Genomic DNA, 22,711 nt, shown 5'->3' on the forward strand with positions numbered 1-22,711 from the left:
TCGCGATCCCCGCCCCGCCCCCACCGCGAACACCGCTGCCCTCCGCCGGCAGCTGGTGCAGTGGCTGGACGCGCAGGATCCGGCCGTGCTGCGCAAGCTGCGCACGCTGGCCCCCGGGCAGGCCCCGACGGGCGGGTGGGGGGAGTTCCTCGGCACTGCGGGCACACGGTCCTCGTAGAGCTCCCGCACCGGTTTGCTTTGCTGGGGCGTGCACCACCTGATCGCGTCCGGAGGACCGAGTCCTGAACACCCCGCTGGCCGAGTCCCTCTCCGTCGTCCTGCTCGTCGCCGTGCTGGCCTGGGCCGTCGTCCGGCCCTTCGGATGGCCGGAGGCCGTCATGGCCGTACCGGCCGCCGGGATCGTGATCGCGAGCGGCGCGATCCCGCTTGACCACGCGCGGCAGGAGGCGGAGCGGCTGGGCCCGGTGGTCGGGTTTCTGGCCGCGGTGCTGGTGCTCGCCCACTTCTGCGACGTCGAGGGGCTGTTCCAGGCATGCGGGGCGTGGATGGCCCGCAGGGCGGCGGGCCGGCCGGTGCGGCTGCTGACGGCGGTGTTCGCGCTGGCCTCGGCGATCACCGCCGTCCTCAGCCTTGACGCCACCGTCGTGCTGCTGACGCCGGTCGTGTTCGCCACCGCTGCGCGGACCGGCGTACGGCCCAGGCCGCACGTGTACGCGTGCACGCACCTGTCGAACACGGCGTCGCTGCTGCTGCCGGTCTCCAACCTCACCAACCTGCTGGCGTTCGCGGCGAGCGGGCTGAGTTTCACCGGGTTCGCCGGGCTGATGGCACTGCCGTGGCTGGTTGCGATCGGTGCCGAGTACCTGGTCTTCCGCCGTTTCTTCGCGCATGACCTGGCGGCCTCGGCACCGCAGTCCGCTTCCGCCGAGCCGCCCGAACTGCCGTTGTTCGCCCTGGTCACCGTGGCCTGCACGCTGGCGGGGTTCGTGGTGGCCTCGACGCTGGGCATCGAACCGGTGTGGGCCGCGCTGGCGGGGGCGCTCGTCCTGGCCGGTCGCGCCGTCGTGCGGCGGCGGGCCGCCCCGCTGAGCCTGGTGCGGGCCGCCGCACCGGCCTTTCTGGCCTTCGTGCCGGCGCTCGGCATCGTCGTCCGCGCCGTCGTCGACAACGGGCTCGCCGACGTGCTGGGGCACGTCCTGCCCACCGGCACCGGGCTGCCCGCGCTGCTGGGGATCGCCGCGTCGGCCGCGGTCCTGGCCAACCTGATCAACAACCTGCCCGCGGTGCTGGTGCTGCTTCCGCTGACCGCTCCGGCCGGGCCGGGTGCCGTCCTGGCCGTACTGCTCGGCGTGAACATCGGCCCCAACCTCACCTACGCCGGGTCGCTGGCGACCCTGCTGTGGCGGCGGATCGTACACCAGCACGAACACGGCGTGGACCTGAAGGAGTTCACCCGGCTGGGTCTGCTGGCCGTACCGGCCGCCCTCGTCCCGGCCGTGGTGGCACTGTGGGGTTCGCTGCAGGTGCTGTGAGACTCGAAGAAGGATGAGGGAGGGAGAGGGAGGCCGCCGTGCGCGTGATCGTCTGGCTCGTCGAGGGCACCTGGCCCGCCTGTGTCGACGCCGTACGCACGTACGCGCCACACGCGTCGGAGGTGGTGCTGCTGCACGTGAGCGGGCCGGAGGTGCCAGACGTGGCGCACGGCGCGTTCGCCGGGCTGCTCGGCCGGGGGCACCCCCGGGAGCACCACCCGGCCGAAGGCTGGGGCAGCGATCCCGGTGACCGGCTGACGGACCTCTCGGGCACCTCGGCGGCCGAACTGCTCGGCGCGGCCGCCGCGCGGCTGGGGCGTCCGTGCAGCCGTATGGAGCGCACCGGACCCGTCGAGCGTGAGGTGGTCGCGGCCGCCGAGAGCGCCGACCTGCTGGTGCTGGCCCGTGACGGCGACCGCGACCGGCTGGGCCCGCGGAGCCTGGGTCCGGCGGCGCGGTTCGCCGTGGACCACGCGCCGCGCCCCGTGCTCCTGGTGTGGCCGGAGCCCGCACCGGACCTCACCACGCTGCCGCCCCCTCCGCCACCGGCGCACCACTGATGCCGCTCGGCTGATGCCGCAAACAATGCCTCGGCTGATGCCGCACGACTGATGCCGCTCAGCGGCCGCGACGGCCGTACCCGGAGCCGTATCCATGGCCGCTGCGCCAGCCGCTGCGCGGGTCGGACGAGCACGGGTAGCCGTAGGGCGGACAGGCATCGGTGGGGTACGGGGCGGCATACGTCGGCTGCGCGCCGGGCGGTGTCGCGTCGGCAGAGGGTGTCGCCGGGGCCGACGGCTGCCCGGACCGGGAGGGGCCGGGGGCGGGCGGCTCCGGGTGCGTCGAAGTGCCGTTGCCCGCACCCCAGTTGACCATCTCCATCCGGAGGTCGGGCTGTGAGGTGTCGATCGTCCAGCGCTGGACGTCGCTCTTCGCCCGGTTCTTCAGTACGAGGGCGCCGGCGCCGTCGGTGGCCGCCGGAGTCAGCGCCAGGTTCTGGTCGAAGCGCGGAACGAGGGTGCCCTGGAGCGTGAAGTCGTAGCGGACGTTCGCGCCGCCCGGCTGGGCGGCGCCGGTGCAGGGGGCGAGCTGGACCGAGTAGCCGAGGTGGGAGTCCAGACACAGGTCGGGAGCGGCGGCGCTGCGGAGCAGGCCGTCCGTCTCGTACACCCATTGCTGGCCGGGCGTCGAGGAGCAGGTCGCGAGCTCGGTTTCCGCGCCCTTGACCGCCTTCTTCCCGACGATGCCGACACAGAGCCCGGACGCGACGTTGTGCAGCCGCCCGCGCAGGGTGCCCTGGCCCGCCTTGCCGGCCCCGACCCGGGAGGGGTGGGAGGTGGAGGTGCCGGAGGCTGAGCCGGGTGTGCCGGAGGGATGGCCGTCGGGACTCGGGGCGGGGCCGTCGCCGGAGCCGAGGGCGGACCACAGGACGAGCGGCAGGACGACCAGTGCGCTCACCGTTGCCACGGCGAGGGTGAGGTTGCGGCGGGCGGCCCGCCGGGCCGCCTGCTGAGCCGACCTGCGGGCGGCGGTGCGCCGCCCGGGCGCCGGGGCCTGCGTCACCCTCGATGCCGTCGCCCCGGCGAGCGCGGCGGGGGCGCCGACGGTGAACTGCTCGTCCACGGCGGCTGCGCCGCGCGGGCCGGGCACGAAAGCCTCACCGGAGGGAGTGGGGGTGAAGGACTCACCGCCGACCGGCTCGGCGAGCGGAACCGACGCGAAGGGCTCCCCACCGGCGGGAGCGGCGGACCATCCGGACGCCGACGTCTCTCCCCCGGTGGGCGCGCCGGACCATGCCGAAGCGAATGTCTCTTCCCCGGCAGGCGCGCCGGACCGTGCCGAAGTGAATATCTCCTCGCCGGTCGGCACGTCCGACCAGGCGGACGCGAATGCCTCTCCCCCGGTGGGCGCGGCGGACCGTGCGGAGGTGAAGGACTCACCGCCGATCGGCGCGGCGGGCGGCGAGGGCGCGAAGAGCTCGCCGATGGTGGGGGCCGGAGCCGGCTCGGTCTCCACCGGCTCCGCGTCGGTCGCGGGTGCGGCCGCCTCCACGCCGCCCAGGCAGAGCTCCCGGTAGGCCCGCGCGCCCCACCCGAGCATCCCTTCGGCCAGTGCGGTGCCGAGGTCGGTGTTGAACTGGCCCAACTGGTCTGCGGTGTACCGGCAGTGGGCGCACCCGGCCAGGTGCTGGTCGAGATCGGGATCGACGTGGACGCCGCCTCGCCGGTAGGTCACGTCCAGCAGCCGGAAGTAGCGCAGGCAGTCCTGTTCGGGGGCGAGTTCGCGGTGGGCCTGGAGCAATTCCTCGCGCAGCCGCTCGCGGGCCCGCCGGAGTTCGACACGCGCGGCCTCCTCGTCCAGGCCGAGCAGCCCGGCCGGTGTCACGAGGGGCTCGGCCTCGACCTCGGTGTGCCACAGCAGGGCGCGGCCCGTCTGGGGCAGTCGCTGGAACGCGCGGGACAGCAGGCGCCGGCCGGTCGGCGGCAGCAGCCGTGCGGCAATGCGGTCACCGTCGGCGGCCGCGGAGACGAGATCCGGGTGCAGCATCTCCCGCCGGTGGTCGGCGCCCCACTCGGCCGCGATGCGCCGCACGGTCACCAGCAGCTGCGGCCGCCATGCCGCCCCGGGTCCGGACTGCCGCAGGGAGTCGCCGAACAGGCGCGTGAACGCGGCGGTGGTGAGCATGCCCGCGGGGCGCGGGCCGTCGGTGCACAGCCGTGCGTAGGCGAACGCCGCTTCCCAGTGCCGGTCCAGCAGTTCGCCGACGGGGTGGAGTGCGGGCGTGGCGCCCGTCCACTTCCTGAGCTCGGCGCTCAGCTGCTCGTCCGTGGTCTCGAACGGGCGAGGCGGCTTCGGAGAATTCGACAGGCCCGGGGCATTCACGGCCGTATTCCTCCAGACGCAACGCGGAAACAGTCCATACCAGGGGGTAGGTGGCGGCATCGCGAACGTCCGCCTGCCAAAGCCCTTGTGAAGCGTGGCGGCGGGGAGCGGCCTGCTGCGCACAGCGGGCACCCATGGTCTGCGCGCCGACAACACACACCTTTGCACAGGTCAGCGGAGTGGAACAAGACATCCGGCACTTTCGCGCTTTGCACGGGCGAGAGCGACCAATTGACCATCCGTCAATAAGAAGGGCCTAAGCCATTACGCCTGGATCGGTATGTCAATTGCGGTGGCGGATTCGGGCCCTCCCGTACCTTTTCAGACCTCGCTCAATACGGCGCCGTGGGCTGCACGGTAGGCACAGGGTGGCATTCCGTAACGTTCCCGGGAACACGCCCGGGCTCAGTGGCCGCTGACCGGGTGCGGGGTGTAGGGCTCCTCCAGCGCGTCGATCTCCTTGTCGCTCAGCTGCAGGTCGACGGCGGCCACGGCGTCCTCGATGTGCTGCGGCCTGGCCGCGCCGACGACGGGCGCCGTCACCGCCTCCTGGTGCAGCAGCCAGGCGAGGGCGACCTGGGCGCGCGGCACGCCCCGCTCGTTGGCGATCCGGGTGACGGTCTCGACGATGGCGCGGTCGCCCTCCGGGTAGAGCCGGCTGCCGAAGTTGTCGCGCTCGCTGCGCTCGGTGGTGGTGCCCCAGTCCCGGGTGAGGCGGCCGCGGGCCAACGGGCTCCAGGGCAGCACACCGACTCCCTGGTCCTCGCACAGGGGCAGCATCTCCCGCTCCTCCTCGCGGTAGAGGAGGTTGTAGTGGTTCTGCATGGAGACGAAGCGGGTCCAGCCGTGCAGTTGTGCCGTGTACTGGGCCTTGGAGAACTGCCAGGCGTACATCGAGCTCGCCCCGATGTAGCGCACCTTGCCCGCCTTCACCAGGTCGTGCAGCGCCTCCATGGTTTCCTCGACCGGCGTGCCGGGGTCCCAGCGGTGGATCTGGTAGAGGTCGACGTAGTCGGTGCCGAGGCGGCTCAGGCTGTGGTCGATCTCGGTCATGATCGCCTTGCGGGACAGCCCGCCGCCGTTGGGTCCGGGCCGCATGCGGCCGTGCACCTTCGTCGCGAGCACGATCTCGTCCCGGCGGGCGAAGTCGCGCAGCGCCCGGCCGACGATCTCCTCGCTGGTGCCGTCGGAGTACACGTTGGCGGTGTCGAAGAAGGTGATCCCCGCCTCCAGTGCCCGCCGGATCAGCGGGCGTGCCGCGTCCTCGTCGAGGGTCCACTCGTGCACTCCGCGGTCGGGCACACCGTAGGTCATGCAGCCCAGACAGATCCGCGACACGTCCAGGCCCGTGGAACCGAGCTTCACGTACTGCATCGTTGCTCCTCCTGCCTTCGGCGGTGCTACCAGGAAGAGCCTATGCGGGTCCGTGTGCCACGCCCGTGCGCCGCACTAACGCCCGTCCAGCAGGTCCAGCGCCCGTTCCCAGCCGAACTCCGGACGGAGACCGCCCTCTTCGGTCTCGCCGGAGTACGGTTCCCCGAACCGGACGCCCATCCCGCGCAGTCGTATGAGGCTCTCCCGGTAGGCGGGGTGGGCGGCCAGCGCATCGGCGACGCACGGCAGGGCGGCGACCGGGACGCCGAGGCCACAGGCCTCGCACAGGGTGGCCACGGCGAGCGTGTCGGCGAGGCCCGCGGCCCACTTGTTGACGGTGTTGAAGGTGGCGGGCGCGACGACCACCGCGTCGGGTGCCGGGAAGGGGCGCGGGTCGCCAGGGGCGCGCCAGGCGGAGCGGACGGGGCGGCCGGTCTGCGCCTCGACGGCGGCGGTGTCGAAGAAGCCGCCCATCGCGACCGGAGTGGCGATGACACCGACCTCCCAGTCCCGTTCCTGCGCGGCGGTGATCAACTTGCTCACGTCGTCTGCGACACCGGCGCCGCATACGACGACGTAGAGGAAGGGATTCTCGGCCTGTTCGGTCACCCGGGAACCCTACTGAACGGCCGCCGGCCTCACCGCAGTGGGAAGGACCGCCCGTGTTCCGCCTCGGGGCGCGGTCCGAGGATGCGCCGCTCCCGCTCCTCGATCGGCACGTCGTTGATGCTCGCCTCGCGCCGGGTCATCAGGCCGTGCTCGTCGAACTCCCACAGCTCGTTGCCGTACGACCGCCACCACCGGCCGTCGGCGTCGCCTCAGGAGGACCCCGTGCAGCGGATCCTGGCCGTGTTCGACTGGCTGGAGCGGTGGTTCGCCGAGGACGACTTCCGCGGCTGCGCCTGTCAACTCCTACGGCGAGCTCGGCGCCACCTCGGCGCGCGTGGCGGCTCAGGTCCGGGCGCACAAGCAGGCGTTCCGGGAGTACCTCGCCGGGCTGGTGACGGAGGCGGGCCGGCCTGCCGCGCTGACCGGGCAGCTGTACCTGCTGGCCGAGGGGGCGATGGTCACCGCGGGCATGTCCGCGAGCAGCGAACCGGCCCGCGAGGCCCGCGAGGCGGCCCGGCTCCTGCTCGGGGCCGACCGAGGCCGGGCCTGAGGCCGGGCCGACCGGCTCGAACCCCCTCGCACCCCCAGAACGGCCACTCCTCCGCCCGGCCACTCCCCCCGTCCGGACCCGCGGCTGCCCGGCCCCGCGGCCTCGCGTCCCTGCGAGGGCGGGCGGATCGTCTCCTACGAGGTGGTCGCCGCCCCGGAGCGGCTGCGCCGACTCCGGCGGGATGCTGGACGTCCCGGAACCCGGCCTCACTCGGCCGGTTCCGACACCGTGATGGCGCCGACCGGACAGGCCCGGGCGGCTTCCCGCACCATCGGGTCGCCGCCGCCGTCCTCCCGGCCGGGCAGCTGGGTGCTGAAGCCGTCGTCGTCCTGGGTGAACACGCCCGGGGCGGTCAGGGCGCACTGGCCGGCTCCGATGCAGCGGTCCTTGTCGATGTGGATGCGCATGGCGGCAGCCTCTTACCAGGTCACGGGGAGTTCCAGCATCCCCTGGATCGTGTCGCCGGGTTTGAACGGGATCTCGTCCGCCGGGGCGGCCAGGCGGAGCGTGGGCAGCCGGTCGAAGAGCGCGCTCAGGGCGATCTCCAGCTCGGTGCGGGCGAGGTTCTGGCCGAGGCACTGGTGGATGCCGAAGCCGAAGGCGACATGGTGGCGGGCCGGGCGGTGCCAGTCCAGGGTGTCCGGCGCCGGGTAGACGTCCGCGTCGCGGTTGATGACGGAGGTCGAGAAGACCACGGCGTCACCGGCCCGGATCGTCACTCCGGCCACCTCGATGTCCTCGGTGGCCTGCCGCAGCAGTCCGTCCGCGATGGACAGCATCCGCAGCAGCTCCTCGACCGCGGCGGGCAGCAGGGCGGGGTCGGCGCGCAGCTCGGCCAGCCGATCGGGGTGCTCGAGCAGGGTGTAGGTGCCCAGCGAGATCATGTTCGCGGTGGTCTCGTGGCCCGCGACCAGCAGGATGATCGCCAGGGCGAGCAGTTCGGCGCGGTCGGGGGTGCCGTCGCGCCCCTGCTGCTGGACCAGCTCGTCCAGCAGGCCGTCGCCGGGCTTCTGGTGCTTGGTGTCGATCAGGGCGCCGAGGTACTCCTCCAGCCGGTCCCGCGCGTCCTGGGTGTCGGCGGCCGTCGGGCCGCGCAGCAGCCGTCGGGTCTGCTCCTCGAAGAACTCGTGGTCGGCGTACGGGACGCCGAGCAGTGCGCAGATCACCATGGAGGCCACGGGCAGCGCGAAGGCGCTCACCAGCTCGGCGGGCGGCCCCTGGGCGATCATCGTGTCCAGCAGCCGGTCGACGATCTGCTGGATCCGCGGCCTGAGTTCGGTCGCGCGCCTGAGCGTGAAGCGGGGGATCATCATCCGCCGCTGGGTGCGGTGCACGGGGTCGTCGACGCCCAGGAGCGCGGTCCTGCGGTCGCGGACGGCGGCGAAGCGGGGCGTGGTCACGGGGAAGCCGTCACGGGTGCGGTCGGTGGACAGGCGGGGGTCCGTGAGCAGGTCCCGGGCGAGGGTGTGTCCCGTGACGAGCCAGGCCGGGCGCCCGTCGAACAGGGCGATGCGGGCGAGCGGCCGGGTGGCGCGCAGCGGGTCGTACCCGGCGGGCGGGTGGAAGGGGCAGGTGCGCGACTGGGGGAAGGCGACGGGTTGCGACAGTTCCGTCATGGAAGACCTCGCAGGCGAAGAGTTCGGCTTGCCGATCTTCATTAGATGCCCGAGGCACCTATAGGGCGACGCGAAGTTCGGCCAGATCGGCGACCTGCGGGATCTGGCTTGGAAGCGCCTCTTCCGCATCGTAATCCGGTTGCCTCCGGCGCGCTGCGGGGCGCATGATCCGGCCATGCCCACGATCGACGTGTCCCTGCCGCTGGTGTCCGCCGCCGCCTCCTTGGCAAAACGGCAGCAGCAGCCCGGCCGCCCGTGGAGGCCCGGTCCGGCGCGGTCGTGACCGCGCCGCTCGTCGCGGGACTCGTCGCGGGGTACGGCATCGCCGTGCCCGTCGGCGCCGTCGCGACCTACCTCGTCTCCCTGAGCGCCCGTACGTCCCTGCGGACCGGCGGCTGCGCCGCGCTCGGCGTCGCCACCGCCGACGGCGTGTACGCCCTGCTGGCCACGCTCGGGGGCTTCGCCCTGACCGCCGCGCTGCGGCCGGTGCTCGAGCCGCTGCGCTGGGCTTCGGCCCTGGTGCTGGCCGCGCTGGCCGTGCGGGGCGCCACGACCGCCCTGCGGCAGTACCGCGAGCGCCGGCTCGCCAGCCGGTCCGACCCGGCCCCGCCGAACCCGGTCCGGGCGTACCTGGGGCTGCTCGGGATCACTCTGCTCAACCCCACCACCGTGATCTACTTCGCGGCGCTGGTGCTCGGCTCCGGCGGTGCGGTCGCCGGCCGGCCGCTGGATCAGGGGGTGTTCGTCCTGGCCGCCTTCGCCGCTTCCGCGAGCTGGCAGCTGCTGATCGCCGGGGGCGGCGCGCTGCTCGGACGAGTCCTGACGGGCCGTCGGGGCAGGCTGGTCACGGCACTCGTGTCGAGCGGTGTGACCACGGTGCTGGCGGTGCGGATGCTGGTGCCACCGGCGTGAGGCGGTGTCCGGCCGCCCGGCACCGCCGTCCGGTGCACGCGGCAGGGATGAAACGGGCCGGGACCGATGTTGAATGGCAGTGCCGGATCAGTCACAGCATGCGACGAGAGGACGGACGACATGCCCCTCCAGGGTGAGTACGAGCCCAGCCCGACCCAGTGGGTGCGCGAGCAGGTCGAGTTGTACGAGAGCTCCGGCGGCACCAAGGGCACGACACTGATGGACACGGGGATGCCTGTCATCGTGCTGACCACCCGGGGCGCGAAGAGCGGCAGGATCCGCAAGACGCCGCTGATGCGCGTGGAGCACGACGGACGCTACGCCGTGGTGGCTTCCCAGGGCGGCGCGCCCAGGCACCCGGTCTGGTACTTCAACCTCAAGGCCGACCCCCGGGCCGAGCTCCAGGACGGGCCGGCCAAGCAGGACATGACGGCCCGCGAGGTCACCGGAGCGGAAAAGGCCGAGTGGTGGGAGCGAGCCGTGGCCGCCTACCCGCCGTACGCCGAGTACCAGGAGAAGACCTCGCGGGAGATCCCGGTCTTCGTGCTGGAACCGGCCGACGGGCACTGATCGATCCCTTCCGGTTCCCGCCTCTCCGGCCCGGTCCGGGCTTCTCCGGCCGGTCCGGGCCGGCCCGGACAACAACCCGGAAAGTGGTCCGGAAAATGGCCCGAAAAATTGTCCGGGCCCAGGAGGCATGAACCGGCGACCGCCGGGCACGCGACGGCTAGGCCCCGCCGCGTTCCCCCGTCGCGGCGGGGCTTTCGCCTTCGTTCCCGGCCGGCCGGTCGGTCACGTCCAGGAAGATCTGGTCCGCCTCGGGCACGGTGCGGGCGATCGAGCCCTTGATGCGCATGGCGACCTCCTCGACCCACTCGCTGTCCAGGCCGGGCGCCAGGTCGATGCGGGCGGCGACCAGCACGGAGTCGAGGCCCATCTTCATCGTGAACAGCGCCTCCACGCTGTCGATCTCGGGCTGCGCCTGCAGAAGGCTCCTGATCCGGCCGCTCAGTGCCGGGTCGGCCGCCTCCCCGATCAGCTGGTCGCGCGCGTCGCGGCCCAGCCGGTAGGCGACGTAGCCGAGCAGCACGCCGATCGCCAGCGACGCGGAGGCCTCCCACACGACCTGTCCGGTGACCATGTGCAGCGCCATGCCGATCAGGGCGAGGGTCACGCCGAGCACCGCGGTGCCGTCCTCGGCGACGACCGTGCGCAGGGCCGGGTCGCGCAGGCCGCCGCCCTGCCGGCGCACCTGGTGGAGCGCCCGTAGCAGGGACACGCCCTCGGCGAGGAGGGCGACGCCGAGCACGATCAGGCCCGCCACATAGCCGCCGAACTTCTCCCCGGCACCGCCGCGCAGGGCCTCGAACCCCTGGAAGACGGAGAAGCAGCCACCCATGACGAAGATCCCGACGGCGGCGAGCAGCGACCAGAAGAACCGCTCCTTGCCGTAACCGAAGGGGTGGCGCCGGTCCGCCGGGCGCCGGCTGCGACGCAGCGCGGCCAGCAGGAAGACCTCGTTCAGGCTGTCGGCGACCGAGTGGGCCGCCTCCGACAGCAGCGCGGGCGAGTGCGCGAGGAGGCCCCCGACGGCCTTGGCGACGGCGATCACCAGGTTCGCCGTGAGCGCCACCAGCACCGTGACGCGTGTCCGGTGGTCCGATCCCCGCCCTGCCGTCCCTCCTGCCGTCCCTCCTGCCGTCGCCCGCGCGGTCCCTTCCGTGTCCCGCTGCGTACCGCCGTCCGTCGTGTGCTCCGTGGGTGTACCGCTCACGTTCGCCGAATGCCCGCGCCGTCGCGGCTCACACCGTGCCGTCCGGGGAATTCGGGGAAGGCGTGCCCCAAGACAGAATCACCGGGGCAACAGGTACGAACTGGGGCAGAACAGGGGCAGGGAGGACACATGAGCGAGGGGCGCGAGGGCAACAGCGCCTACGGGCACAAGCCCTTCAAACGGTCCAGGAGCCACTTCGCGGACCGGATCACCGCGGACGGCCGGGACGGCTGGCCGGTGGAGGCCGGTCGCTACCGTCTGGTGGCCAGCCGTGCCTGTCCATGGGCGAGCCGCGCGGTGGTGTCCCGGCGGCTGCTCGGCCTGGAGGAGGCGCTGTCGCTGGCGATCGTCGATCCCCTGCAGGACGACCGCAGCTGGCGTTTCACCCTCGACGCCGACGGCCGCGACCCCGTACTGGGCATCCGCTTCCTGAGCGAGGCCTACGACCGCCGGGAGTCGGACTACCCGGGCGGCGTCAGCGTGCCCGCGATCGTCGACGTGCCCAGCGGCAGGCTGGTCACCAACGACTACCAGCAGATCACCCTCGACCTCGCCACCGAGTGGACCGGGCTGCACCGGCCCGGAGCCCCCGACCTGTACCCGCCGGCCCGGCGCGACGAGATCGACGCGGTGATGGCGGAGGTGTACCGGGACGTGAACAACGGCGTGTACCGGGCCGGGTTCGCCTCCACCCAGGAGGACTACGAGGCCGCGTACGCGGACGTGTTCCGCCGGCTGGAGGCGCTCGCTTCGCGCCTGGCCGGTCAGCGTTATCTCGTCGGTGACACGATCACCGAGGCGGACATCCGGCTGTTCACCACTCTGGTCCGTTTCGACCCCGTCTATCACGGACACTTCAAGTGCAACCGCTGGAAGCTGACGGAGAACCCGGTGCTGTGGGCGTACGCGCGTGACCTGTTCCAGACGCCCGGATTCGGGGACACCGTGGACTTCGACCACATCAAGCGGCACTACTACCAGGTGCACACCGGCATCAACCCGACCGGCATCGTGCCCCTGGGGCCGGACCTGTCCGGCTGGCTGACACCGCATCACCGCGAGGAACTCGGCGGCCGTCCCTTCGGCGAGGGAACACCGCCCGGTCCCGTACGGGCCGGTGAGGAGGTGCCCGCGCGGGGCCGGCCCTGACCAGCGCCCCGCTCTCCCGACTCGACCGCACACATACGCGAAGGAGAACCAAGTGGCCAAGAAGAAGAACAAGCTCTCGCTCGCCTACCAGCCCGTCGGGTTCGTGCTGGGCTGGGCCGGTGGGGCGCTGGCCGGGATGGCGTTCCGCGCCACGTGGAAGGCCATCCGGCACGAGGACGACGCCCCCGACGCGCTCGACGAGAACCGTCGCTGGGGCGAGATCCTGCTGGCCGCAGCGGTTCAGGGCGCCATCTTCGCCGTCGTGCGCAGCGCCGTGGACCGCGCGGGCGCCAAGGCCATCGAACGCTCCACCGGAGTGTGGCCCACCAAGGACAGGGGCGGCCGGGACTGACGCCCCCCGTCCCGCCCGGGGCCGAGCCCCGTGAACCGACGCCGCCTCAACCCGCAACGGGCTGAGGCGCCGGTTCGACGCCAAGCCGTCCGCACGACGTGAGCGGTACGGCCCGTGTCTCAGCCCCGTTTGGGGCCGGCCGGGCGGGCGCGGCGGAGGGTGAAGGAGTGGCCGGCCGGGTCGGAGCAGCCGCGCTCCTCGTACGGGCCGGGCGCGTCCTTCGCCTCCAGCAGGCGCCCGCCGAGTTCGACGACCCGTCGCTCGGCCGCGTCCAAGTCCTCCACCAGGAAGTCCAGATGGGCCTGGAGGGAGTTCTCGGGGCGCGGCCAGCTCGGCGGGGTCGCGTTCGCGTCGCGGCGAAAGGCCATGCGCATCCCGTCGGCGCCCCTGATCTCCACCAGATTGGCGGTCGCCCCGATCTCCTCCGCCTGGAGGAACTCCTTGTAGAACACGGCGAGTTTCTCGGGCTCGGCGCAGTCGAGCACCACGACACCCGCGGTCACCAGTGGCATGTCTCCTCCGAGAGATCCGGCGGCGGTGTCGTGCCCCGCCGCCCCGTACCTTGCGGATATCCCGGCCCCGCGGATTCAGTCGGCCACCAACCACCGTCCGTCCCGCATGAGTTCACGCCCCTCCAGCTCGTCGGCCTCACGCCAGGCCTGCACGCGCTGCGGGAGGATGCGGAAGTACAGGTAGGGGGTGGCGAGCCGGCGCGGGTCGAAACCGGTCTTGCCGGCGAAGACCTCGGCGTCCTCCTCCGGCAGCTCGGCGGGCGGCACGGCCACGACGGTACCCTCCACCAGGACCACGTCCCGGGTCGGCCCGATGCCGATCCGCGCCCTGCCGGTCGCCAGGAGGTTGCGGCCGGTGGTACTCGCGGCCGGGGTGGCCACCAGCAGGGTGGCGCCGTCCCAGAGGAACGACAGCGGCACGAGGTACGGGGCCGCGCCCCGGTCACCGGCCGTCGCCACCCAGGCGTCGACGTCGTGCTCCAGCCGGTGCAGGGTGTCCAGCTTGCGCTGCCTCGCGGGACGTGCGGGGGGTGGGGTCATCGTCGGACAGCCTCCTGAAAGTCTTCGTACGGAACACAGTCGTACGGTCATGACGGCCGGACGTCCTCCAGTGTGACCGTCAGGACCTCCCACCCGAGCCGATCTCCCGCAGGCGCGCCGCCGTCGGGTTCAGCAGCAGGTCCAGGGCCGCCGGGTAGGCGCTGTGCCGCATGTCCGCGACCAGATGACGGGCCGTGGCGGCGATGTGCGGGTGGGTGTCGGCGGGCAGCCGGGCGTAGCGGGCCCGCCACACGGCACGCCGGTGAGTCCTGTGCCGGGGTCGGTGCCCCGGGTGCGGAGCTCCGCGCCGCGGTCAGTGCGCCTGGCGCGCCGCCTGGAACGTACGCCGGTAGGCCTGCGGTGAGACGCCGATCGCGGAGTGCAGGTGCTGGCGCAGGGAGGCGCCGGTGGCGAAGCCGACCTGGCCGGCGATCTGGTCGACCGACAGGTCGCTGGACTCCAGCAGATGGCGGGCCCGGGCCACGCGCTGCTGGATGAGCCAGCGTCCGGGGCTGAGGCCCACCTCGTCGTTGAAGCGGCGGGCGAAGGTGCGCAGGCTCATCCGGGCGTGCCCGGCGAGGTCGGCCAGCGTGAGCGGTTCGCCGAGGCGCTCCAGGACCCAGGCGCGGGTCGCGGCGGTGCTCGCGGCGCCCTGCTCGGGCACGGGCTGCTCGATGTACTGGGCCTGGCCGCCGTCCCGGAACGGCGGGACGACGCAGCGGCGGGCGACCGTGTTGGCCAGTTCGCTGCCGTGGTCCGAGCGCACGAGGTGCAGACAGATGTCCACGCCGGAGGCGGCGCCCGCCGAGGTGAGGAAGCGGCCGTCCTCGACGAAGAGCACGTCCGGGTCGAGGGTGACGCGCGGAAACGTGCGCCGGAAGCGGTCGGCGACCTGCCAGTGGGTGGTGGCCCTGCGACCGTCGAGCAGGCCCGCCGCGGCGAGGACGAAGGCGCCGGTGCAGATGGAGACCACCCGCGCGGCGGCGGGGATCCGCGCGAGCGCGGCGGCGACCTCGCCCGACAGCTCGTCGGGGAGGCGCGCGGGCGGCACGGAAGTGATCACCACGGTGTCCGCGGTGGCCAGGATGTCCGCACCGTGGTCGACGGTGACGGAGAAGTCCGCGTTGGTTCGCACCGGTTGGCCGTCGACCGTGCAGGTGAGCACCTCGTACCGGCCGTCGGCCGCGCCGAGGATCCGGCTGGGGATGCCCAGTTCGAAGGGGTAGGCGCCGTCGAGGGCCAGGACCACGACCCGTTCCGTCTTCCGCATGGCACGATCCTATCGAAGGTTGGCAATCATGCCATTTCCCTGCCGGGCGGGCCCGGGCAGCCTGAGTGACCATGAGCGATGAGAACACGATGCGCGCGATCAGTCAGGACGTCCTCGGCGGTCCCGAGGTCCTTGAGGAAGTACGGTTGGAGCGGCCCGCGCCGCGGCCGAACGAGGTGCTGGTGCGGGTGCGCGCCGCCGGGGTGAACCCGACCGACTGGAAGCACCGGGCGACCGGCGGCTTCCTGGGCGAGCCGCCCTTCGTCCTCGGCTGGGACGTCTCCGGCGTCGTCGAGGCGACGGGTGTCGGCGTGGCCCTGTTCAAGCCCGGTGACGAGGTCTTCGGCATGCTGCCCTACCCGTTCGGCCACGGGTCGCACGCCGAGTACGTCACCGGTCCGGCCCGCGCCTTCACGCTGAAGCCCGCCGGGATCGACCACGAACAGGCGGGTGCGCTGCCGCTGGTGTCCCTGACCGCGTGGCAGGCGCTGGTGGAGCGGGCGCAGGTGCGAGCGGGGCAGCGGGTGCTGATCCACGCTGCGGCCGGCGGGGTCGGCCATGTGGCGGTGCAGATCGCCAAGGCACGCGGGGCGCATGTGATCGGCACCGCGAGCGCGGGCAAGCACGACTTCCTGCGCGAGATCGGCGTCGACGAGGTGATCGACTACCGCACGACCGACTTCGCCGAGGCCGTGCGGGACGTGGACGTCGTGCTGGACACGATCGGCGGCGACACCTCCGTCCGCTCGCTGCGGGTGCTGCGTCCGGGTGGGCTCGTGGTCTCGATCCTGCCGGTGGGCTCCGAGGAGTTCCACGAGGAGGCCGAGCGGCTCGGCGTGCGGGCGATCCGGATGCTCGTCGACGCCGACCAGCACGGCATGAGGGCGATCGCGGAGCTGGTCGAGGCGGGGAAGCTGCGCGCCACGATCGCCGGGACCTTCCCGCTGGCCGAGGCCGCCAAGGCACACGCGCTCGGGGAGACCGGCCGCACCGCGGGCAAGCTGGTGCTTCTGGTCGACTGAGACCGGGGAGGCCCGGAAGGTCCGGAGTCGGTGGCCTCGGCCGCCGGGAAGGCCGGGAGTCGGTGGCCTCGGCCGCCGGGAAGGCCGGAAGGCGACGGCCGGGGGCCGAGGGTGGCAGGCCTCTTCGGGGGCCTGTTCCCGCAAGTCACAGGAAGACTCGGCCGTAAATCGAAGACATATGTCAACCGAACATGCTGGAATTCACTCCAACGAGGGTAACTTGCAGGGCGGGGAAGGGTTTTGCTCCCCGGTGGGCCCGAACCCCGCCGCATCAGCGCCCGGTTGGAGGCGATGTCGTCGTGCAGCAAGAACCCGCGCCCCTCACCCGGCATCTGCGCATCCACCGGGACCGCGGACACACGGTGCTGGAGTTCCGCGGCGAGATCGACATCGCCGCGGCGACCCAGATCGCCCCGTATCTGGACCGGGTGACGGCGCGGCGCGGCGCCCGGCTGGTAATCGACCTCAGCCAGGTCGACTTCTTCGACTGCTCCGGACTGCGCCTGCTGTACCGGGCCCGGAGCAGGGTGCTCGACCGGGACGGAGAGCTGCAGCTGGTGTGCGCGCATCCGCTCACCCTGCGCATCCTCAAGGCCACCGGCCTGGCCCGGCTGCTGCCGCCGCGCCCCACGCTGGACGCGGCCCTGGGCCAGCCCGAGGCCACGTCCGGCTCCGTGTGACGCTCCCGCACGGCCCCCCTGTCACTCACCGCCCCGGGCCGGCTTGCTCCGCGGCGCGTCGAACAGGGCGCTGACGGACTCGCCGTTGTGGATGCGCCGCACCGCCTCGGCGAGCGCCGGGGCGATGGACAGCACCCGCAGCCTGGCCTTGTCCGCGGGGTCCGAGCGGTCCGCGGTGTTCCCGGTGTTCCCGGTGTCCCCGGTGTCCCCGGTGTCCCCGGTGTCCCGGTAGTGCTCCTCGACCGGCACCGGCACGGTGTTGGTGCACACGATCTCCAGGACGTCGGGCTGCTCGGCCAACCGCTTGAGCGCGCCCTCGGCGAACAGCCCGTGGGTGCAGGCGATGCGGATCGAGCGCGGCTCCGACTCCCGCAACCGGTCCAGGAGCTCGAGGACCGTGCTGCCCTTGGCGATCTCGTCGTCCAGCACGATGACATCACGCCCGGACACATCACCGATCACGGAGCTGATGGTCACCCGGTCGTCGGCGTACCGCTGCTTGGCCCCGGCGGCCACCTGCGCCCCGATCATCCGGGCGAACGCGGCCGCCTCCTTGGCGTTGCCGAGGTCCGGGGAGACCACGGTGGTGCGCGACAGGTCGTACTGCCGGAAGTGCGCGGCGAGCTCACGCAGGGCGTGCAGGTGGTCGACGGGCACCGAGAAGAAGCCGTGCACCTGCGGCGCGTGCAGGGTCATGGCAAGGACCCGGCCCGCGCCCGCGGCCACCAGCAGGTCCGCCACGAGACGTCCGCCGAGCGAGATGCGCGGGGCGTCCTTCTTGTCGGAGCGGGCGTAGGAGTAGTGCGGCATGACGACGGTGATCCGCCCGGCGGAGGCACCACGGGCCGCATCGCACATCAGCAGCAGCTCGACGAGATGCTCCTGCACCGGTTTGACCAGCGGCTGGATCAGGAAGACGTCCCGCTCACGGCAGTTGGCCTGAAGCTGCACCTCCAGGCAGTCGTTGGCGAACCGGCTCACCCGGGTGGGGCTCAGTGGCACGCCCAGGTGCGCACAGACCTCCGCCGCCAGCTCGGGGTGGGCGCTACCGCTGAACACGGCGATGTCTCGCACGATCCGCTCCTCGCATGATCACTCCGCCTGCCGGGCTCATGCTACTGACCAGGCCCGGTCCCTTCCCGGCACGCCGCCACGGACGCGCCACGACGGACCGGAACACGCGGCGCCCTGCGGCGCCGGAGGGCGGCCGTCGCGCGGAGGGCATCGTCGGCCAACGGGGCTGTCTGGCAAGGGCTTTGGCGGGCATGCGCCAAGAGAGGCCAAGAGAGGAAGGAGGAACCGTCGCATGACGACTTCCCTCGGGCGACTGCCCCGGCGCATGCCCGGCTGGGCGAAGGCGGTGAGCGCCCTCGTGGTGGTGCTGGCGGTGCTGTTCGCCGGCATCCGGCTGGCCGTACTCCCCGGTATCAAGGACCTGTTCGGCACCGAGACGCACGACCGGACGGGCCCCGCGCTGCTGAGGTCCATCCAGGACCTCAGCCGGTACGAGGCCGCGTCCGGCGACTTCCAGGTCGTCGTGGACCTGGAGAAGGACTCCAAGTACCTGCCCGACGCGATCCGTGGCACCCGCACCCTGTACGTCGGGGCGGGGAGCGTGGACGCCTACGTCGACCTCGGCAGGGTCGGTGGCAAGGATGTGACGGTCAACGGCGAGCGCACCTCGGCCACGCTCCGGCTGCCGCACGCGCGGCTGGGCAGGCCGGCCCTCGACGCCGACCACTCCTACGCCGTCTCCAAGCAGCGCGGCCTGCTCGACCGTCTGGGCGACCTGTTCTCGGACAACCCCGACAGCGAGCACGCCGTGCAGCAGCTCGCGGTGCGGCACATCGCCGACGCGGCCAGGGACAGCGGGCTGACCGCGCGCGCCGAGACCAACACCACCGGCATGCTCGAAGGCCTGCTGAAGTCCCTCGGTTTCAAGGAGGTGCATGTCGTCTACGGCTCCTGATCAGGCGCCCAGCACGCCCGGCAGGGCGAGCGCCCCGATCAGTGCCGTGCCCAGCAGCATCCAGGCGACGTAGTCGCCGACGTGCCCGGACTGCAGGCGTCTGAGCGGCCGGACCCAGCCGGGTGCGGTCAGCAGCGCCGGGCGGGTGACGGCCGCGCCCGCCAGCCCCACGGCCAGGACGGCCGACAGCAGACCCAGGAGGACACCGACCGGCGTCCAGTGCACGGAGGTGACGACGCCCCCGGATCCGGCCTCGTTGACGGCGTGCGCCACCAGACGGGCGAAGCCGGGCACCACGCCGACGGCGAACGCCGCGGCGAGCAGCAGCGCGGGCACCCACATCATGGTGTCGGGCACCCGGGTGATCCGGTGCCCGGTCTCCGGCTCCTCGCCGGAGCCCGTCGTCTCGTACTCCCGGTGTTCCTCGGGCCTGGGGCCGAGCCCGAGGAACACCCGGGCGGCGACCCTCAGCACCGCTCCCCCGGTCACGGCCGACGCGGCGACGTACAGCACGGTCAGCGGGCCACCCACGGCCTCCTCGGCGACCGCCTTGCCCAGGCCCGTTCCGAACGGCGGCAGTCCGGCCAGGGCGAGACCGCCGACGGCGAACATGACGGCGACGCCCGGCAGCCGCCGGCCCCGGCCGTGCAGGACGAGCTCGTCGACGCTGCCGTAGCGGTCCAGCAGGATGCCGGCGCAGGCGAACAGGGCGGCCTTCACACCCGCGTGCCCGAGGACGTAGAGGGCGATGCCGTCGTCGGCCTCGGGCCTGAGGACACCGATGCCGACCACGAACAGGCCCGTGTGGGCGATGGTCGAGAAGGCGAGCAGCCGCTTGATGTGCCGCTGGAACCAGCACATGACCGCGCCCGCCGCCGCCGTCAGCACGCCGAGCACCACCATGGCCCGCGTGAAGTCGGCCGCCGGGATCCCGCCCGGCCCGGAGAAGACGGTCCCGTACACGCGCCAGACGCCGTACACGCCGAGTTCCACCATGACGCCGGACAGCAGCATGCATACGGGCGTGGGGGCGACGGCGTGCGCGTCCGGCAGCCAGAACTGGAAGGGCACCGCGGCCGCCTTCACCAGCAGGCCGGTCATGACGAGGACGAATCCGGCCAGGACGAGTGCGTCGGGCCCGCCGGGGACGGCCGCCGTGTCCAGCCCCCGCCCGATCTTCGCCATGGCCAGCTCGCCGGTGCGGGCGTAGAGCAGGCCGATGCCCAGGAGCAGGCCGTACGCGCCCAGGGAGTTGACGACGCCGAAGGTGAGCGCGCCCTGTACCGCCTTGGCCTCGTCGATGCGGTATCCGGTCAGCGCGTAGGCGACGACGCTCATCAGCTCGAAGAACACGAACAGGTTGAACAGGTCGCCCGCGATCGCGAAGCCGCACATGCCGCCCTGGAAGAGCAGCATGAGGGCCGGGAAGGACCCCGCGTGGCCGCGGGGCGGCTCGTCGAAGTAGCGCCAGGAGTACGCCAGCGCCGACAGCGTCAGCAGCGAGGCGAGGGCAGCCATGCCGAGGCCGGCCCCGTCCCCGGTCAGGACGATGCCGACGCTCTCGCCGCCCTGCGGGAGCCAGCCGCCGACCCATTCCACGAGCGGCGGCGAGGAGTTGAGCAGCAGGACGACGGCCAGCGCGGCGGTGCCGCCGGACACCGCGCAGCCGACCGTCTCGGCGACGGCGCGGGGCATCCGGCGGCCTCCGGCGACAAGGAGCGAAGCCCCGAGCAGCGGGATGACGACCAGCAGCGGCAGCAGGTGGTGCATCAGCCGCGCAGCTCCCTCAGCTCGTCCGGATCGACCGTGCCGTGCCGCTTGGCCACCTGAATGACCAGCGCGAGCAGCAGGGCGGTGACGGTGGCGCCGACGACGACGTCGGTGAGGGCGAGCGCCTGCACCACGGGGTCGACAAGGGGCCGCGAGCCGGGTGCGATGTCGGAGAAGACGGGTGCGGTGCCGCCCTCGCGGTATCCGACGGCCAGCAGCAGGACGTACGTGGAGGACTGGCACACCGCCAGACAGCCGACGGCGTGGATCAGGTTCCTGCTGGTGGCCAGGCCGTAACAGCCCGTCAGGAACACCCACACGGCGACCAGGTACGGAAAGACGTGCATGACGGCGGTCACGGCGCTCTCACTCCCCGCTCTCCTCCTCGATCTCGACGGCCTGGTCCAGGAAGCGGGCGAGCAGTACGACGACCGCGCAGGCGACCTCCATGCCGATGGCCGCGTTCAGCAGGGGGACGGTGCCGCCGGAGGACAGCGTGTTGAACGTGCCGTACGGCAGGAACGTGTTGGCCAGGAAGGCGGTGCCCGCCAGAAGGCCCGCGAGGCCCAGCACGAGGTAGGACGAGGCGGACAGCGCGTCGCCGACCTCGTACAGGGCGACCGGGCGGATGCGTTCCAGGGCGCGGTAGTCCGCACCCACGTACATCAGGTGCAGTGCGGTGGCGGCGACGACTCCGCCCTGGAAGCCGCCACCGGGGCTGAGCTGCCCGTGCGCGACCACGTAGAGGCCGCTGAGCAGGGCGACGGGCAGCACGATCAGGGCGTAGCGGCGTACGGGCCGGGCGACCTGGGCGGGTTCGGGCCGGGCGCGGTGTTCGTCGCGGGTCTGTCGCAGCAGGACGACGCAGCCGAGGACGGCCGTGAAGAGGATCGTCATCTCGCCCAGCGTGTCGTAGGCGCGCTGGTCGAAGTTGACGGATGCGATGGTGTTGGCGATGTGCCGGGACAGCGAGGCGTGCACGGCGCGGTCGCCGTAGGGGTGCCGCGAGCCGCCGAAGGGGGGAAGTTGCAGGCAGGCGGCGACCAGCAGCGCGGCGAGCCCCGCGCCGCCCACGGCCACCAGCCACAGCCTCGTGCGCGGGGTCACCGCTCGCCGTCCCGGGTGCGGGCGGCCCGCCGTCTGACCTTGCGGACCGAGAGCATGATGAGCAGCGGTGTCAGGGCCGAACCCACGGCCAGCTGCGAGAGCCCGACGTCCGGGGCCTGGAGCACGGTGAACAGCACCGCGAGGGACACGCCGAGGAGGGAGAGTACGAGGGCCTGGCGAGCGGGGTCACGGTTGGCGACGGCCGCGGTCGCGGAGGCGGCCACGAGCAGCAGCGCGACGACGATGACCACGTCAGCCACGGCGGACCCCCGCGAAGCCGCCGGACAGCGCTCGGGAGCCGATGAGGTTGCCCCCGATCAGCAGCGTTCCGATCACCAGCAGTTTCACCATCGCCCGGCCGGGTCCGGTGACGGCGCACAGCACCAGCACCACCACCGCGCCGAGCGCGGCGGCCGCCCAGGTCAGACCCCAGGCGCTGGGCCGGTCGTCGGCGAGTTCGCCGGCGAGCAGGCGGGCGAAGACGAGGGTGCCGACCGGGCCGAGGAGGGCGAGGACCAGCGCCACATCGACGTAGGACGTGCGGCTGTAGCCCTGGGCGAGCAGCAGGACTCCGGGGCAGGCGACGGCGGTGGACAGGTTCTGGGCGACGACCCTGCGCGACAGCGGACCGGTGGCGACTCCCCACAGGGCCGCTCCGAGGCCGCCGGCCAGCACCACCGTCGCCGCCAGGATCCAGCCGTTCACCGTCCCGCCACCGCCCGCCGTCCGGCCCGCGCCACGAGCGCCCCCACCCCTGCGGCGCCCGCGCCGACGGCCAGTTCGAGGGGGTACACCGGGCTGATGAGGACCAGCCACAGCACGAGGAGCGCGCCCCACCAGGCCAGGAACTCGCCCACGGCGAGAAGCGCCGTATGCCGGTTCACAACGCCACCTCCGCGGGCTGGTTCTCTGATGTCCGGCGCACGCCCCGTGCACCGCTTCCCGGCATCCAAGCACCGCCCCGGGGACGGGGAGGGCGACGGCGCGCGGGTCACAGCCCGGTTGCCCCGACAGCAGCAATGGAAACCGCCCGGGCCGCGCCCGCCCGGCCCCGGGCCGCGGCATCCTCGGCCGGTTCGCGGGTAACCGCCTTGGCACTCAGTCAGGTTGACGAATGGAGAACCCCATG

25 protein-coding genes and 3 pseudogenes are annotated in these 22,711 nt (G+C 72.8%); 10 read left to right on the top strand and 18 right to left on the bottom strand.

The window, feature by feature from the left end; all coding sequences use genetic code 11:
• Positions 1–242 precede the first annotated feature (242 nt).
• Both AB0A61_RS14285 and AB0A61_RS14290 read left to right on the top strand, forming a co-directional pair.
• The gene (locus tag AB0A61_RS14285; protein WP_361291552.1) at positions 243–1,493 is read left to right on the top strand and encodes an arsenic transporter; all 1,251 of its coding nucleotides are present in this window, start codon (positions 243–245) and stop codon (positions 1,491–1,493) included.
• 38 nt (positions 1,494–1,531) lie between these two features.
• A complete protein-coding gene (locus AB0A61_RS14290) occupies positions 1,532–2,053 on the top strand; it encodes a universal stress protein (RefSeq protein ID WP_361291305.1) in 522 nt (173 codons plus the stop codon).
• A gap of 58 nt (positions 2,054–2,111) precedes the next feature.
• Here AB0A61_RS14290 and AB0A61_RS14295 read toward each other — a convergent pair whose 3' ends face one another.
• The 4 genes and pseudogenes from AB0A61_RS14295 to AB0A61_RS14310 form a co-directional block, all read right to left on the bottom strand.
• Positions 2,112–4,376 (bottom strand): ricin-type beta-trefoil lectin domain protein, encoded by a 2,265-nt coding sequence (locus tag AB0A61_RS14295; protein ID WP_361291308.1) that lies wholly within the window; start codon positions 4,374–4,376, stop codon positions 2,112–2,114.
• A gap of 405 nt (positions 4,377–4,781) precedes the next feature.
• On the bottom strand, positions 4,782–5,750 hold the full coding sequence (locus AB0A61_RS14300; RefSeq protein WP_361291310.1) for an aldo/keto reductase: 969 nt from the start codon (positions 5,748–5,750) through the stop codon (positions 4,782–4,784).
• 75 nt (positions 5,751–5,825) lie between these two features.
• Complete coding sequence (locus AB0A61_RS14305; protein WP_361291313.1) at positions 5,826–6,359, bottom strand: flavoprotein; 534 nt, start codon at positions 6,357–6,359, stop codon at positions 5,826–5,828.
• A gap of 29 nt (positions 6,360–6,388) precedes the next feature.
• Positions 6,389–6,565 (bottom strand): annotated as a pseudogene (locus AB0A61_RS14310) (DUF1348 family protein); the annotation flags it as partial.
• A gap of 7 nt (positions 6,566–6,572) precedes the next feature.
• Here AB0A61_RS14310 and AB0A61_RS14315 point away from each other — a divergent pair.
• A pseudogene (locus AB0A61_RS14315) lies at positions 6,573–6,909 on the top strand (TetR/AcrR family transcriptional regulator); the annotation flags it as partial.
• 206 nt (positions 6,910–7,115) lie between these two features.
• Here the strand turns inward: AB0A61_RS14315 and AB0A61_RS14320 are convergent.
• Entirely contained in the window at positions 7,116–7,316 is a 201-nt protein-coding gene (locus AB0A61_RS14320) for a ferredoxin (protein WP_361291316.1), read from the bottom strand.
• 12 nt (positions 7,317–7,328) lie between these two features.
• Positions 7,329–8,525 carry a cytochrome P450 gene (locus tag AB0A61_RS14325; RefSeq protein ID WP_361291318.1) on the bottom strand — a complete coding sequence of 399 codons (1,197 nt, stop codon included), beginning with the start codon at positions 8,523–8,525 and terminating at the stop codon, positions 7,329–7,331.
• Positions 8,526–8,804: 279 nt separating this feature from the next.
• On the opposite strand from AB0A61_RS14325, the gene AB0A61_RS14330 reads away from it, so the two are divergent.
• Both AB0A61_RS14330 and AB0A61_RS14335 read left to right on the top strand, forming a co-directional pair.
• Entirely contained in the window at positions 8,805–9,437 is a 633-nt protein-coding gene (locus tag AB0A61_RS14330; protein WP_361291321.1) for a LysE family transporter, read from the top strand.
• A gap of 120 nt (positions 9,438–9,557) precedes the next feature.
• Positions 9,558–10,007, top strand: a complete 450-nt coding sequence (locus tag AB0A61_RS14335; protein ID WP_361291324.1) for a nitroreductase family deazaflavin-dependent oxidoreductase — start codon at positions 9,558–9,560, stop codon at positions 10,005–10,007.
• Positions 10,008–10,164: 157 nt separating this feature from the next.
• Here the strand turns inward: AB0A61_RS14335 and AB0A61_RS14340 are convergent, their stop codons facing one another.
• Positions 10,165–11,076: a cation diffusion facilitator family transporter gene (locus AB0A61_RS14340; RefSeq protein WP_361291327.1), complete on the bottom strand. Its 912-nt coding sequence runs from the start codon at positions 11,074–11,076 to the stop codon at positions 10,165–10,167.
• A gap of 264 nt (positions 11,077–11,340) precedes the next feature.
• On the opposite strand from AB0A61_RS14340, the gene AB0A61_RS14345 reads away from it, so the two are divergent.
• Positions 11,341–12,360 carry a glutathione S-transferase C-terminal domain-containing protein gene (locus tag AB0A61_RS14345; RefSeq protein WP_361291330.1) on the top strand — a complete coding sequence of 340 codons (1,020 nt, stop codon included), beginning with the start codon at positions 11,341–11,343 and terminating at the stop codon, positions 12,358–12,360.
• A gap of 52 nt (positions 12,361–12,412) precedes the next feature.
• Positions 12,413–12,712: a DUF4235 domain-containing protein gene (locus tag AB0A61_RS14350; RefSeq protein ID WP_361291333.1), complete on the top strand. Its 300-nt coding sequence runs from the start codon at positions 12,413–12,415 to the stop codon at positions 12,710–12,712.
• A 119-nt stretch (positions 12,713–12,831) separates the two neighbouring features.
• On the opposite strand, the gene AB0A61_RS14355 is transcribed toward AB0A61_RS14350, so the two are convergent.
• From AB0A61_RS14355 to AB0A61_RS14370, 4 genes and pseudogenes are all read right to left on the bottom strand, one after another.
• Positions 12,832–13,224 carry a VOC family protein gene (locus tag AB0A61_RS14355; RefSeq protein ID WP_361291336.1) on the bottom strand — a complete coding sequence of 131 codons (393 nt, stop codon included), beginning with the start codon at positions 13,222–13,224 and terminating at the stop codon, positions 12,832–12,834.
• 75 nt (positions 13,225–13,299) lie between these two features.
• On the bottom strand, positions 13,300–13,764 hold the full coding sequence (locus tag AB0A61_RS14360; protein WP_361291339.1) for a pyridoxamine 5'-phosphate oxidase family protein: 465 nt from the start codon (positions 13,762–13,764) through the stop codon (positions 13,300–13,302).
• Positions 13,765–13,843: 79 nt separating this feature from the next.
• Positions 13,844–14,020 (bottom strand): annotated as a pseudogene (locus AB0A61_RS14365) (TetR/AcrR family transcriptional regulator); the annotation flags it as partial.
• 57 nt (positions 14,021–14,077) lie between these two features.
• Positions 14,078–15,034, bottom strand: coding sequence for a helix-turn-helix domain-containing protein (locus AB0A61_RS14370; protein WP_361291342.1), 957 nt, complete (start codon positions 15,032–15,034; stop codon positions 14,078–14,080).
• 71 nt (positions 15,035–15,105) lie between these two features.
• Between AB0A61_RS14370 and AB0A61_RS14375 the strand changes: the two genes are divergently transcribed.
• Entirely contained in the window at positions 15,106–16,056 is a 951-nt protein-coding gene (locus tag AB0A61_RS14375) for an NADP-dependent oxidoreductase (protein WP_361291345.1), read from the top strand.
• 299 nt (positions 16,057–16,355) lie between these two features.
• On the top strand, positions 16,356–16,736 hold the full coding sequence (locus tag AB0A61_RS14380; protein ID WP_361291348.1) for an anti-sigma factor antagonist: 381 nt from the start codon (positions 16,356–16,358) through the stop codon (positions 16,734–16,736).
• 21 nt (positions 16,737–16,757) lie between these two features.
• On the opposite strand, the gene AB0A61_RS14385 is transcribed toward AB0A61_RS14380, so the two are convergent.
• Positions 16,758–17,810: a ribose-phosphate pyrophosphokinase gene (locus tag AB0A61_RS14385; RefSeq protein ID WP_361291350.1), complete on the bottom strand. Its 1,053-nt coding sequence runs from the start codon at positions 17,808–17,810 to the stop codon at positions 16,758–16,760.
• A 232-nt stretch (positions 17,811–18,042) separates the two neighbouring features.
• Here AB0A61_RS14385 and AB0A61_RS14390 point away from each other — a divergent pair, with 232 nt between their 5' ends.
• The gene (locus AB0A61_RS14390; RefSeq protein ID WP_361291353.1) at positions 18,043–18,705 is read left to right on the top strand and encodes a DUF4230 domain-containing protein; all 663 of its coding nucleotides are present in this window, start codon (positions 18,043–18,045) and stop codon (positions 18,703–18,705) included.
• Here the strand turns inward: AB0A61_RS14390 and AB0A61_RS14395 are convergent, their stop codons facing one another.
• The 6 genes from AB0A61_RS14395 to AB0A61_RS14420 are packed head-to-tail and all read right to left on the bottom strand — an operon-like array spanning position 18,706 to position 22,466.
• Positions 18,706–20,475 (bottom strand): proton-conducting transporter membrane subunit, encoded by a 1,770-nt coding sequence (locus AB0A61_RS14395; RefSeq protein WP_361291356.1) that lies wholly within the window; start codon positions 20,473–20,475, stop codon positions 18,706–18,708.
• Positions 20,475–20,822: a sodium:proton antiporter gene (locus tag AB0A61_RS14400; protein ID WP_361291554.1), complete on the bottom strand. Its 348-nt coding sequence runs from the start codon at positions 20,820–20,822 to the stop codon at positions 20,475–20,477. Before AB0A61_RS14400 ends, AB0A61_RS14395 begins: the two co-directional genes overlap by 1 nt.
• A 19-nt stretch (positions 20,823–20,841) precedes the next feature.
• Positions 20,842–21,582, bottom strand: a complete 741-nt coding sequence (locus AB0A61_RS14405) for an MnhB domain-containing protein (RefSeq protein ID WP_361291359.1) — start codon at positions 21,580–21,582, stop codon at positions 20,842–20,844.
• Complete coding sequence (locus tag AB0A61_RS14410) at positions 21,579–21,842, bottom strand: hydrogenase subunit MbhD domain-containing protein (RefSeq protein ID WP_361291362.1); 264 nt, start codon at positions 21,840–21,842, stop codon at positions 21,579–21,581. The genes AB0A61_RS14405 and AB0A61_RS14410 overlap by 4 nt, the downstream gene beginning before the upstream one ends.
• Positions 21,835–22,287 carry a monovalent cation/H+ antiporter complex subunit F gene (locus AB0A61_RS14415; protein ID WP_361291365.1) on the bottom strand — a complete coding sequence of 151 codons (453 nt, stop codon included), beginning with the start codon at positions 22,285–22,287 and terminating at the stop codon, positions 21,835–21,837. The genes AB0A61_RS14410 and AB0A61_RS14415 overlap by 8 nt, the downstream gene beginning before the upstream one ends.
• Positions 22,284–22,466 carry a hypothetical protein gene (locus AB0A61_RS14420; protein WP_361291368.1) on the bottom strand — a complete coding sequence of 61 codons (183 nt, stop codon included), beginning with the start codon at positions 22,464–22,466 and terminating at the stop codon, positions 22,284–22,286. The genes AB0A61_RS14415 and AB0A61_RS14420 overlap by 4 nt, the downstream gene beginning before the upstream one ends.
• Positions 22,467–22,711 lie beyond the last annotated feature (245 nt).

The organism is Streptomyces sp. NPDC046197 (assembly GCF_040646295.1).
GTDB lineage: Bacteria > Actinomycetota > Actinomycetes > Streptomycetales > Streptomycetaceae > Streptomyces.

Bases quoted from the DNA above. Each gene is read 5' to 3' on its own strand.
- AB0A61_RS14320 (WP_361291316.1), bottom strand. From the start codon at position 7,316: ATGCGCATCCACATCGACAAGGACCGCTGCATCGGAGCCGGCCAGTGC.
- AB0A61_RS14370 (WP_361291342.1), bottom strand. From the start codon at position 15,034: ATGCGGAAGACGGAACGGGTCGTGGTCCTGGCCCTCGACGGCGCCTAC.
- AB0A61_RS14395 (WP_361291356.1), bottom strand. From the start codon at position 20,475: ATGCACCACCTGCTGCCGCTGCTGGTCGTCATCCCGCTGCTCGGGGCT.
- AB0A61_RS14390 (WP_361291353.1), top strand. From the start codon at position 18,043: ATGACGACTTCCCTCGGGCGACTGCCCCGGCGCATGCCCGGCTGGGCG.
- AB0A61_RS14335 (WP_361291324.1), top strand. From the start codon at position 9,558: ATGCCCCTCCAGGGTGAGTACGAGCCCAGCCCGACCCAGTGGGTGCGC.
- AB0A61_RS14355 (WP_361291336.1), bottom strand. From the start codon at position 13,224: ATGCCACTGGTGACCGCGGGTGTCGTGGTGCTCGACTGCGCCGAGCCC.
- AB0A61_RS14325 (WP_361291318.1), bottom strand. From the start codon at position 8,525: ATGACGGAACTGTCGCAACCCGTCGCCTTCCCCCAGTCGCGCACCTGC.
- AB0A61_RS14400 (WP_361291554.1), bottom strand. From the start codon at position 20,822: ATGCACGTCTTTCCGTACCTGGTCGCCGTGTGGGTGTTCCTGACGGGC.
- AB0A61_RS14345 (WP_361291330.1), top strand. From the start codon at position 11,341: ATGAGCGAGGGGCGCGAGGGCAACAGCGCCTACGGGCACAAGCCCTTC.
- AB0A61_RS14375 (WP_361291345.1), top strand. From the start codon at position 15,106: ATGAGCGATGAGAACACGATGCGCGCGATCAGTCAGGACGTCCTCGGC.
- AB0A61_RS14300 (WP_361291310.1), bottom strand. From the start codon at position 5,750: ATGCAGTACGTGAAGCTCGGTTCCACGGGCCTGGACGTGTCGCGGATC.
- AB0A61_RS14360 (WP_361291339.1), bottom strand. From the start codon at position 13,764: ATGACCCCACCCCCCGCACGTCCCGCGAGGCAGCGCAAGCTGGACACC.